Genomic DNA, 11,398 nt, shown 5'->3' with positions numbered 1-11,398 from the left:
CCTATCTCGGTAAAACAAACGGGGATTACTACCCACAAACCAAAGGCTCGAAGCAGTACACCGATAAATATGGCATTCCCTATGGCAGTTGGTAATCCCCAACAAAAACTCCCTCAATAAAATGCATCCAAAAACACACTTACTCCGGAGTGAAACATGAAAGGAATCGCACTGCTCGCCTCATCGCTGTTGCTATCCAGCTGCGCGCACAGCAACCCGCCCAACGAACTGGTCGGCAATTATTACTTGCAAGGCGTGATGGAAATGGGCTCGCAGCTGTCTCTTAAAAAAGACAGCACCTTTGAAGCGGTAGTTGAATACGGATCTGCTGACGGTTATGCCAAGGGCCTATGGGCTCAGGATGGAACGCGGGTGACGTTACATCGCAAAAGTGATGAGCCCGCCGCAGCACAGGACATCAGCCAATTCTTCGATGAGATGGTTTTGATAGTCGGCAATGATTGCTTAACCATCGAGGGATCACGGGGGTGTTACGTCAAAGTGCCTAAACGCCAGGCATCGGAGTAGCAGGTCTATCAACACTACAGATTATTTTGCAAGAGCAGCATACAGCGCGCTTTCCCGATCCACCCCTGATATATCGTCATGCCCATCGGGCACACTAGGAAAATATTACGCATGGCTGCGTCCAACAAATGGCTGATGTCTTCAGTCGCCTATTACCTCGACTTCTTCACCGCTCCGCTATTCGTCGTCCTTGCCCTTTGCATCGCGCCCTTCCATCCCGGCCAGGCGCTCGCCGGCCTGTTGGGCTGGTCGCTGGTCGAGTATTCAATGCACCGCTTCTTGTTCCACTCGTTGTACCGCCGGGAGCATTGGACCCACCATCGCGATGTGCTCGCGTACATCGGTATTTCCGGTTGGAAGACCAGTTCCGGGTATGCCGGTCTCTTGTCGCTCGCCTGGCTGACCGGCCTGACCTCGGCGTTCGCCGGGTTGGTGGTCGGCTACTTCTGCTACATCTCTTTGCATTACGTGATACACCGCCCGCAGCACTGGGCCTACCGATTCATTCCTGGGCTGGTTGCCAATCACGACCTGCATCACTGCAAAGGAATCGAGAAGAATTTCGGCGTGTCCTCACCACTCTGGGACCATGTATTTCGCACCCACGTGCGGATTGAAGCACTCAGCAAAGTCGAGGAGCGTGGATAACCCTCGCTCTTTATTTGGCTTCAAACCGCGTCGCTCCAGTCGCTCACGCCTGTGGATAACTCACTCCACCGTCACCGACTTCGCCAAGTTCCTTGGCTGATCCACATCCGTACCCTTGAGCACCGCGACGTAGTACGACAGCAACTGCAGCGGTATGGTGTACAAAATCGGCGCCAGGGTGTCGATGATGTGTGGCATAGAGATGACGTGAGTACCTTCGCCATTAGCCATGCCTGAATGCTCGTCGGCGAAAACGATCAGTTCGCCACCGCGTGCGCGGACTTCCTGCAGGTTGGATTTCAGCTTTTCCAGCAGTTCGTTATTCGGCGCAACGGTGACTACGGGCATGTCGCTGTCGACCAGTGCCAATGGACCGTGTTTCAACTCGCCCGCTGGATAGGCTTCGGCGTGGATGTAGGAAATCTCTTTGAGCTTGAGTGATCCTTCCATGGCCACTGGGTACATCGCGCCGCGACCCAAGAACAGGGTGTGATGCTTGTCAGCAAACAGCTGGGCAACTTTTTCCACTGTGCAATCCATGGCCAGTGCTTCGCCAAGACGAATCGGTAGCCGGCGAAGTTCTTCGACCAATTCCGCTTCGACGCCCTCCTCCAACGTGCCTTTGACTTGCCCAAGAGCCAAGGTCAGCAGCAATAGAGCTACCAACTGAGTGGTGAAGGCTTTGGTGGAGGCGACGCCAATTTCCGGGCCGGCCTGGGTCAGTAGGGTCAAGTCCGACTCACGCACCAGTGAGCTGATGCTAACGTTGCAAATCGCCAGGCTAACGAGGAACCCAAGCTCTTTCGCGTTACGCAGGGCCGCGAGGGTGTCTGCGGTTTCACCCGATTGTGAGATCGAAACAAACAGCGTGTCTGGCTGTACCACTACCTTGCGGTAGCGGAACTCGCTGGCGACTTCGACCTGACAAGGGATTCCGGCCAAGCCTTCCAACCAATAACGAGCAACCATACCGGCATGAAAACTAGTGCCGCAGGCGACGATCTGCACGTTGCGCACTTTGGCGAACAGCTCAGCCGCCTGGGGACCAAACGCCTGAACCAGCACTTGCTGCTGACCTAAACGACCTTCAAGAGTGCGCTGCACCACTTTCGGTTGCTCGTGAATTTCCTTGAGCATGAAATGGCGGAACTTGCCCTTGTCCGCTGCTTCCGCGCCCTCGTGGTACTGGACGATCTCACGCTCGACCGGCAAACCGTCCACGGTCCAGATTTGTACGCTGTCACGGCGGATTTCAGCGATGTCGCCTTCTTCCAAGTATACAAAACGGTCGGTTACTTGCCTGAGTGCCAGTTGGTCGGACGCCAGGAAGTTTTCACCCAGGCCCATGCCGATTACCAGAGGGCTGCCGCTGCGGGCAGCGAGCAAACGGTCCGGCTGTTTGGCGCTGATAACGGCCAGGCCGTAGGCACCGTGCAATTCTTTGACGGCGGCCTTCAGCGCGATGGCCAAGTCACCGCAGTCTTTAAATTTATGATGCAGCAGATGGACGATGACTTCGGTGTCGGTGTCCGAGGTAAATACATAGCCAAGGCCTTTGAGGCGATCGCGCAGTTCTTCGTGGTTTTCGATGATGCCGTTGTGCACAACAGCCAGCTCATCGGCAGAAAAGTGCGGGTGGGCGTTGCGTTCGCACGGCGCACCATGGGTCGCCCAACGGGTGTGAGCGATGCCCAGACGGCCAATCAATGGTTCGCCAGCGAGCGCTTGCTCAAGCTCGGTGACCTTGCCTGGACGACGGCAGCGTTCCAGCTTGCCAGCGTTGGTAAACAGCGCGACGCCTGCGCTGTCATAGCCGCGGTATTCAAGACGCTTCAAACCTTCAAGCAAGATGGCAGTGATATTGCGCTCAGCAACGGCGCCGACGATTCCACACATGGTTTTCTCCTAGCAAACAGCGGCGCAAATCAGGGTTACGCCACGGGCTTGAATCTGCTCGCGTGCCTCGATGGGCAAGCGATCATCGGTAATTAGGGTGTGGATACTGCTCCAGGGCAGTTCCAGATTGGGAATTTTTCGACCTACCTTGTCAGCTTCAATCATCACCACGACCTCACGAGCGACCTCTGCCATGACTTGGCTCAAGCCCAGCAACTCGTTAAACGTCGTCGTGCCGCGATTCAGATCAATGCCGTCAGCTCCAACGAACAGTTGGTCAAAATCATATGAGCGCAGAACGTGTTCGGCGACCTTTCCCTGAAACGACTCGGAATGGGGGTCCCAAGTGCCGCCTGTCATCAACAGCACCGGCTCGCGTTCGAGTTCACTGAGCGCATTGGCGATATGAAGTGAATTTGTCATCACCACCAAACCAGATAGCTGGCCCAACTCAGAAATCAACGCGGCGGTGGTACTGCCACTGTCGATAATAATCCGTGCATGCTCGCGGATCCTTAATGCAGCAGCGCGAGCGATGGCCAACTTGTATTTTGATACTGGCTGACAATGCTCAGCCATCAATTCCTGCGGCATGGTGACGGCGCCGCCATAGCGACGCAACAACAAGCCATTACTTTCGAGAGCAGCCAGATCCTTGCGAATGGTCACTTCCGAGGTTTCAAAGCGTTTCGCCATATCGTCGACACTCACGTCCCCCTGCTCGTTGAGCAAGGAGAGGATGTTATGGCGACGTTGTGGAGTATTGCGTTTTGACATGGCGATTTAAGTTTCGATTCGAAAGATAACGAATCCAATCAAAACCTATCCGAAACATTTCGTCAATACAGTTTGGCTACAAAACCAAAAAAATCATTTAGACCTTTCCACAATCGGCCTGTGGATAACTTCAGTCCTTTTTGATTTTCACTGGCCGCTTCCATCCGTCGATGTTGCGCTGACGAGCACGACCAACCGCTAACTGATCAGCGGGGACGTTTTGCGTAATAGTGGAACCAGCAGCGGTGGTCGCTCCTGAAAAGATATCCACAGGCGCCACCAAGGAATTATTCGAACCTATGAATACGTCTTCACCAATCAACGTTTTGTGTTTGTTCACGCCATCGTAGTTACAGGTAATGGTGCCTGCACCAATGTTGGTCCGCGCACCCACTTGCGCATCCCCCAGGTAGGTCAAATGGCCAACTTTTGCACCCTCACTCAGGTGAGCGTTTTTCAGCTCAACAAAGTTACCCACATGCACCCGGGCTTCCAGAACGCTGCCCGGACGTAGGCGAGCAAAAGGTCCTACGTCGCTGCCCTCGCCCAGAACTGCGCCGTCTATGTGGCTGTTGGCTTTGATTACGGAGCCTTTACGCAAGGTGCTGTTTTTAATCACGCAGTTAGGGCCAATGTTGACGTTATCTTCAATGATCACCCTGCCTTCGAGGACCACGTTGACGTCAATCACCACATCGCGGCCTGCCGTGACTTCACCACGCACATCAAAGCGCGCCGGGTCCCTGAGGGTCACGCCTAATGCCATCAAACGGCGGCCTTCCCGCAACTGGTAATGGCGCTCCAATTCGGCTAGTTGCTTGCGATCATTAGCACCCTGAACTTCCATGGCATCCAGAGGCTGTTCGGTGGCAACCACCAGACCATCGTCCACCGCCATGGCAATGACGTCGGTCAAGTAGTACTCACCCTGAACGTTGTTGTTTGACAGGCGACCCAACCAATCGGCTAAACGCTTGCCGGGCACTGCGAGAATGCCGGTATTGCCCTCAGTAATGGACCGCTGTGCTTCGGTCGCATCCTTGTGCTCGACAATCGCAAGGACGCGGTGCTTGCTGTCGCGCACGATTCGACCATAACCCGTGGCGTCGGCAAGGGTTACCGTCAGCAATCCCAACTGATCGGGGGTCACTTTTTTCAGCAGACGTTGAAGCGTATTTACTTCAATCAACGGCACGTCGCCGTAGAGAATGAGCACATTCTCGGCAGTCAGGTATGGCAGTGCTTGGGCAACCGCGTGGCCTGTACCGAGCTGTTTATCCTGTAGAACGAAATTCAGGTCATCTGCCACAAACTGTTCACGGACAATGTCGGCGCCGTGACCAATCACTACATGAATGCGCTGTGGATTAAGTTTGCGCGCACTGTGGATAACATGCCCGAGCATGGAGTCGCCCGCGACCGGGTGAAGAACCTTAGGCAACGCCGAACACATGCGAGTGCCTTGGCCGGCGGCAAGAATAACGACTTCAAGTGACATGACTGGCTACCAATCCTAGGCGGTCAGCGTTTGCGACCGAGGGTGAATTCAAAAAAGAAAAAAGGGTAGCCGAGGCTACCCTTTTTCTCAATCTCGTATAAGGCAGGCGGGGTTAGCCACCAAACTTTTTACGAATTTGCTGGACGGTGCGCAGCTGTGCTGTTGCCTCGGCCAGACGTGCAGTCGCAGAACTGTAATCGAAATCTGCGCCTCTTTCATGCAACGCCTTCTCAGCCGCCTTAACGGCGTTCTGAGCAGAGGCTTCATCCAGGTCGGCAGCACGTTGCACGGTGTCGGCAAGAACCTTGACCATGTTCGGCTGAACCTCGAGGAAACCACCCGAGATGTAGAACACCTCGGTTTCCCCGCCCAGCTTGATCAGGCGGATCGGACCTGGCTTCAGATCAGTGATCAGCGGCGCGTGGCCTGGAGCGATACCGATATCACCCAGGTTACCGTGCGCAATCACCATCTCGACCAGACCGGAGAAAATTTCCCCTTCCGCGCTGACGATATCGCAATGGACTGTCATAGCCATTTGCTTGCCTCAACCTAATTAGCGCCCGTTACCGGGCACCGGGATTACAGTTTTTTGGCTTTCTCGATCGCTTCTTCGATGCCGCCGACCATGTAGAACGCTTGTTCTGGCAGGTGGTCGTAGTCACCGTTGAGGATGCCTTTGAAGCCAGTAATGGTGTCTTTCAGGGAAACGTATTTGCCCGAGGCACCAGTAAAGACTTCAGCCACGAAGAACGGCTGCGACAAGAAGCGCTGGATCTTACGTGCACGGGATACCAACTGCTTATCGGTTTCCGACAGCTCGTCCATACCCAGGATCGCAATGATGTCCTTCAGCTCTTTGTAACGCTGCAACACGTACTGCACGCCGCGAGCGGTGTCGTAGTGTTCCTGACCAACAACGTCCGGGTCCAGTTGACGCGAAGTCGAGTCCAGTGGATCGACCGCTGGGTAAATACCCAGAGAAGCGATGTCACGGGACAGTACGACGGTTGCGTCCAAGTGGGCAAACGTTGTAGCAGGCGACGGGTCGGTCAAGTCATCCGCAGGTACGTAGACAGCTTGAATCGAGGTAATCGAACCGGCTTTGGTCGAAGTGATGCGCTCTTGCAGAGTACCCATCTCTTCAGCCAGGGTAGGTTGGTAACCTACTGCAGAAGGCATACGCCCCAGCAGTGCGGATACTTCAGTACCGGCCAGTGTGTAACGATAGATGTTGTCGACGAACAGCAGAACGTCGTTACCTTCGTCACGGAACTTCTCGGCCATGGTCAAGCCAGTCAGTGCTACGCGCAGACGGTTACCCGGCGGCTCGTTCATCTGACCGTATACCAGCGCCACTTTATCGAGAACGTTGGAGTCTTTCATCTCGTGGTAGAAGTCGTTGCCCTCACGGGTACGCTCGCCCACACCAGCGAACACGGAATAACCGCTGTGCTCGATGGCGATGTTACGGATCAGTTCCATCATGTTTACGGTTTTGCCTACACCGGCACCACCGAACAGACCGACTTTACCGCCTTTGGCAAACGGGCAAACCAAGTCGATAACCTTGATGCCGGTTTCCAGCAGGTCGTTGCCGCCTGCCTGTTCCGCGAAGGTTGGCGCAGGACGGTGAATGCCCCAGCGTTCTTCGGTTTCGATCGGACCAGCTTCGTCAATAGGATTGCCCAGGACGTCCATGATCCGGCCCAGGGTCGCTTTACCGACCGGTACGGAGATGGCTGCGCCAGAGTCTTTGACTTCCAGACCGCGCTTCAAGCCCTCGGTGGAACCCATCGCAATGGTGCGGACCACGCCGTCGCCCAGCTGCTGCTGAACTTCCAGGGTGGTCCCGGCCGCGCTTTGTACCAACAGCGCGTTGTAGATGCTCGGTACGTGTTCGCGTGGGAATTCCACGTCGATCACGGCGCCGATGATTTGAACGATACGTCCGCTACTCATTAGCTGGATCCTCTGAATATTTGAACCGTTAAACCGCGGCAGCGCCGCCGACGATTTCCGAGATCTCTTGGGTGATCGCAGCCTGACGCGCCTTGTTGTAGATCAGTTGCAAATCGCTGATCAAATCACCGGCGTTATCAGTGGCGTTCTTCATTGCGATCATCCGCGCGGCTTGTTCAGCTGCGTTGTTCTCGACCACCGCCTGGTAAACCTGCGACTCCACGTAGCGAACCATAAGGCCGTCAAGCAGCTCTTTGGCGTCGGGTTCGTAGAGATAGTCCCAGTGGTGCTTGAGTTCTTTATCCGGGGTCGCAACCAGCGGAATCAACTGTTCCACCTTAGGCTGCTGCGTCATGGTGTTGATGAATTTGTTGGACACCACGGACAGCCGATCTATACGGCCATCCAGATAAGCATACAGCATCACCTTGACGCTACCGATCAAATCATTGATCGATGGCTCTTCGCCCAGATGGCTGATCGCAGCAACGACGTTACCGCCGTAGACACGGAAAAAGGTTGCCCCTTTGCCGCCGATCACGCACAGATCAATATCTACGCCGTTTTCACGGTTTACCGTCATGTCCTTGACCAAAGCCTTGAACAGGTTGGTATTCAAACCACCGCACAAACCACGGTCACTGCTCACCACGACATAACCGACACGCTTTACTTCGCGATCGATCATGAACGGGTGGCGGTATTCCGGATTGGCGTTGGCCAGATGTCCGATAACCTGGCGGATGCGCTCCGCGTAAGGACGGCTAGCAGCCATACGCATTTGAGCCTTGCGCATTTTGCTGACCGCCACTTTTTCCATGGCGCTGGTAATCTTTTGCGTGCTTTTGATGCTCGCAATCTTACTGCGAATCTCTTTTGCGCCTGCCATGTAACACCTATCAGGTTAGCAAGCGGGAGCCTCTCGGCCCCCGCTGCGGCTTACCAGGTTTGGGTGGCCTTGAACTTTTCGATACCGGCTTTGAGGCCAGCATCGATTTCGTCATTGAAGTCACCCTTCACGTTGATCTTCGCCATCAATTCGGCGTGATCTCGGCTGAAGTAAGCAATCAGAGCCTGCTCGAAGCTACCGATTTTTGGAATCTCGATATCCACCAGGAAGCCACGTTCAGCGGCATACAGGGACAACGCCATATCAGCGATAGACATCGGAGCGTATTGCTTCTGCTTCATCAGCTCGGTAACGCGCTGACCATGCTCAAGCTGCTTACGAGTGGCTTCGTCCAGGTCAGAAGCAAACTGGGCGAATGCCGCCAGTTCACGGTACTGAGCCAGAGCGGTACGGATGCCACCGGAAAGCTTCTTGATGATCTTGGTCTGAGCGGCACCACCCACACGGGATACCGAAACACCGGCGTTCACAGCTGGACGAATGCCAGAGTTGAACATGGCCGATTCCAGGAAGATCTGACCGTCAGTGATGGAAATCACGTTGGTCGGAACGAACGCGGAAACGTCGCCAGCCTGGGTTTCGATGATTGGCAGAGCGGTCAACGAACCGGTCTTGCCAACCACAGCACCGTTGGTGAACTTCTCTACGTACGCTTCAGATACACGCGATGCGCGCTCCAAAAGACGGGAGTGGAGATAGAACACGTCGCCTGGGTAGGCTTCACGGCCTGGCGGACGGCGCAGCAGCAGGGAAATCTGGCGGTAAGCCACTGCTTGCTTAGAGAGATCGTCATAAACGATCAGCGCGTCTTCGCCACGGTCGCGGAAATACTCGCCCATGGTGCAACCGGAGTACGGAGCAAGGAACTGCAACGCAGCAGATTCGGAAGCACTCGCGGCAACGACGATGGTGTTAGCCAACGCGCCGTTTTCTTCCAGTTTGCGAACCACGTTAGCGATGGTCGATTGTTTCTGACCGATAGCTACGTAGACGCAGAAGATGCCACTGTTTTTCTGATTGATGATCGCATCGATCGCCAGAGCGGTTTTACCGATCTGACGGTCACCGATGATCAGCTCACGCTGGCCACGGCCGACAGGGATCATGGCATCGACAGCCTTGTAGCCAGTCTGTACAGGCTGGTCTACCGACTTACGCCAGATCACGCCGGGTGCAACCTTCTCGACAGCGTCGGTAAGGACGTTGTTCAGAGGGCCTTTGCCGTCAACTGGGTTACCCAATGCATCGACTACGCGACCGAGCAATTCCGGACCAACCGGAACTTCAAGGATGCGGCCAGTGCATTTGGCGCTCATGCCTTCAGCCAACATCTGGTAAGCGCCCAATACAACGGCGCCTACAGAGTCTTGCTCAAGGTTAAGCGCCATACCGAAGACGCCGCCCGGAAACTCGATCATCTCGCCGTACATTACGTCGGCCAGACCGTGAATCCGCACGATGCCGTCAGATACGCTGACGACTGTGCCTTCGTTACGGGCTTGGGAGGTTACATCGAGCTTGTCGATGCGACCCTTGATAATTTCACTTATTTCGGAAGGATTGAGTTGCTGCATTGCTCTGCTGCCCCTTCAAACTCAAGATTTCAATGCTTCGGCCAGTTGCGCGAGTTTGCCACGAACTGAGCCATCGATAACCAGGTCGCCGGCGCGGATGATGACACCTCCAATAAGAGAGGCATCCTCCGCAGCGTGCAGGCGCACTTCCCGGCCGAGCCGTGCACTGAGAACCTTGGCGAGTTTGTCTTGCTGTTCTTCGTTCAATGCAAAAGCACTGGTGACGTCCACATCGACCGATTTTTCCTGCTCTGCCTTGTACAGGTCGAACAGTTCGGCGATCTCCGGCAACAGCAGGAGACGGTCGTTTTCAGCAACGACGTGGATGAAATTCTGTGCCTTGACATCAAACTTGTCGCCACACACTTCAATAAAAGTGGTGGCCTTGTCTGCGCTCGTCAGTCGCGGTGCCTTCAGCATCCGCTGCATTGTGTCGTCTTGCGACACAGCTGCAGCCAGGCCAAGCATGGCTGACCAATTGGCCAGTTGCTGGTGGGCCTGTGCGTGCTCGAAGGCTGCCTTAGCGTAAGGTCGGGCCAACGTGGTCAATTCTGCCATGATCGCCCTCGCTTAAATTTCAGCAGCCAGTTTATTAACCAGCTCCGCGTGCGCGTTTTGATCGATTGTGGCACCCAGGATCTTCTCTGCACCGTCGACTGCCAAGCGACCCAATTGGGCGCGCAGCGCGTCTTTGACGCCGTTCAGTTCCAGTTCGATCTCGGCCCGAGCCTGAGCCTTCACACGGTCAGCTTCGACAACGGCCTGTTCCCGGGCTTCGTCGACAATCTGTGTACCGCGTTTCTTGGCTTGCTCAATGATCTCTGCTGCTTGAGCCTTCGCTTCACGCAGTTGATGACCCACTTTATCTTGGGCCAACTCCAGGTCGCGAGTTGCTCGTGTAGCAGCGTCCAAACCATCCGCGATCTTCTTCTGACGTTCGTGCAAAGCCGCGATGACCGGAGGCCACACGAACTTCATGCAAAACAGTACAAAAATGAAGAACGCAACGGACTGACCAATCAGGGTTGCATTAATGTTCACGCCAACACCTCGCTCGTTCGTTGTCCATCACACCAATCCACTCGAAAATTCGAGAGATTAGCCAGCGAGTTGACCAACAAACGGGTTAGCAAAAGTGAAGAACAGAGCGATACCAACACCGATCATGGTCACGGCATCGAGCAAACCGGCAACGATGAACATTTTAACCTGAAGCATTGGGACCATCTCTGGTTGACGCGCTGCGCCTTCCAGGAACTTGCCGCCCAACAGGCCAAAACCGATTGCGGTACCCAGTGCGCCCAGGCCGATCAGCAGTGCAACAGCGATAGCAGTTAGACCAACTACAGTTTCCATCTTTCCTCCCGACTTTTACGTCGTATTGGTTAGGTTTTTTAGATTTAAAGCGGTAAAACAAAATTGTTCACATCAGCCCTTACGGGCACCCCGCCGCCAAAGCGGTGGGGTCATCAAGTCGCGTAAAGCGGGTCTTAATGGTTTTCTTCGTGAGCCATCGACAAATAGACAATGGTAAGCATCATGAAGATGAACGCTTGCAGGGTGATGATCAGGATGTGGAATACAGCCCACGCCCATTGCAGCACT

General features: G+C 54.8%; 12 protein-coding genes and 1 pseudogene. 2 read left to right on the top strand and 11 right to left on the bottom strand.

Annotation, left to right across the window (positions count from 1 at the left end):
* Positions 1 to 156 precede the first annotated feature (156 nt).
* Together M0974_RS21865 and M0974_RS21860 are read left to right on the top strand one after the other, a co-directional pair.
* The gene (locus M0974_RS21865; RefSeq protein ID WP_297841609.1) at positions 157 to 528 is read left to right on the top strand and encodes a hypothetical protein; all 372 of its coding nucleotides are present in this window, start codon (positions 157 to 159) and stop codon (positions 526 to 528) included.
* A gap of 111 nt (positions 529 to 639) precedes the next feature.
* On the top strand, positions 640 to 1,176 hold the full coding sequence (locus M0974_RS21860; protein WP_297841606.1) for a sterol desaturase family protein: 537 nt from the start codon (positions 640 to 642) through the stop codon (positions 1,174 to 1,176).
* A gap of 60 nt (positions 1,177 to 1,236) precedes the next feature.
* On the opposite strand, the gene glmS is transcribed toward M0974_RS21860, so the two are convergent.
* The 11 genes and pseudogenes from glmS to M0974_RS21805 form a co-directional block, all read right to left on the bottom strand.
* Positions 1,237 to 3,072 (bottom strand): glutamine--fructose-6-phosphate transaminase (isomerizing), encoded by a 1,836-nt coding sequence (gene glmS, locus M0974_RS21855; protein WP_297841604.1) that lies wholly within the window; start codon positions 3,070 to 3,072, stop codon positions 1,237 to 1,239.
* A gap of 9 nt (positions 3,073 to 3,081) precedes the next feature.
* A complete protein-coding gene (locus tag M0974_RS21850; RefSeq protein WP_297841599.1) occupies positions 3,082 to 3,849 on the bottom strand; it encodes a DeoR/GlpR family DNA-binding transcription regulator in 768 nt (255 codons plus the stop codon).
* A gap of 130 nt (positions 3,850 to 3,979) precedes the next feature.
* The gene (gene glmU, locus M0974_RS21845) at positions 3,980 to 5,347 is read right to left on the bottom strand and encodes a bifunctional UDP-N-acetylglucosamine diphosphorylase/glucosamine-1-phosphate N-acetyltransferase GlmU (protein WP_297841596.1); all 1,368 of its coding nucleotides are present in this window, start codon (positions 5,345 to 5,347) and stop codon (positions 3,980 to 3,982) included.
* A gap of 112 nt (positions 5,348 to 5,459) precedes the next feature.
* A complete protein-coding gene (locus M0974_RS21840; protein ID WP_297841594.1) occupies positions 5,460 to 5,885 on the bottom strand; it encodes a F0F1 ATP synthase subunit epsilon in 426 nt (141 codons plus the stop codon).
* 44 nt (positions 5,886 to 5,929) lie between these two features.
* Positions 5,930 to 7,309, bottom strand: coding sequence for a F0F1 ATP synthase subunit beta (gene atpD, locus M0974_RS21835; protein WP_297841591.1), 1,380 nt, complete (start codon positions 7,307 to 7,309; stop codon positions 5,930 to 5,932).
* Between the two features lie 28 nt (positions 7,310 to 7,337).
* The gene (gene atpG, locus M0974_RS21830; protein WP_297841589.1) at positions 7,338 to 8,198 is read right to left on the bottom strand and encodes a F0F1 ATP synthase subunit gamma; all 861 of its coding nucleotides are present in this window, start codon (positions 8,196 to 8,198) and stop codon (positions 7,338 to 7,340) included.
* A gap of 50 nt (positions 8,199 to 8,248) precedes the next feature.
* A complete protein-coding gene (atpA, locus tag M0974_RS21825; protein ID WP_297841586.1) occupies positions 8,249 to 9,793 on the bottom strand; it encodes a F0F1 ATP synthase subunit alpha in 1,545 nt (514 codons plus the stop codon).
* A 21-nt stretch (positions 9,794 to 9,814) separates the two neighbouring features.
* Positions 9,815 to 10,351 (bottom strand): F0F1 ATP synthase subunit delta, encoded by a 537-nt coding sequence (locus tag M0974_RS21820; protein WP_297841583.1) that lies wholly within the window; start codon positions 10,349 to 10,351, stop codon positions 9,815 to 9,817.
* Positions 10,352 to 10,363: 12 nt separating this feature from the next.
* Complete coding sequence (locus tag M0974_RS21815) at positions 10,364 to 10,834, bottom strand: F0F1 ATP synthase subunit B (protein WP_297841580.1); 471 nt, start codon at positions 10,832 to 10,834, stop codon at positions 10,364 to 10,366.
* A 57-nt stretch (positions 10,835 to 10,891) separates the two neighbouring features.
* Positions 10,892 to 11,149 (bottom strand): F0F1 ATP synthase subunit C, encoded by a 258-nt coding sequence (atpE, locus tag M0974_RS21810; RefSeq protein ID WP_002555987.1) that lies wholly within the window; start codon positions 11,147 to 11,149, stop codon positions 10,892 to 10,894.
* A gap of 134 nt (positions 11,150 to 11,283) precedes the next feature.
* Positions 11,284 to 11,398, bottom strand: a pseudogene (locus tag M0974_RS21805) (F0F1 ATP synthase subunit A); the annotation flags it as partial.

The organism is Pseudomonas sp. (assembly GCF_026224925.1).
Classification (GTDB): domain Bacteria; phylum Pseudomonadota; class Gammaproteobacteria; order Pseudomonadales; family Pseudomonadaceae; genus Aquipseudomonas.
Note: the sequence above shows the minus strand (reverse complement) of the source record. Positions and strands in the feature narration are given on the sequence as shown.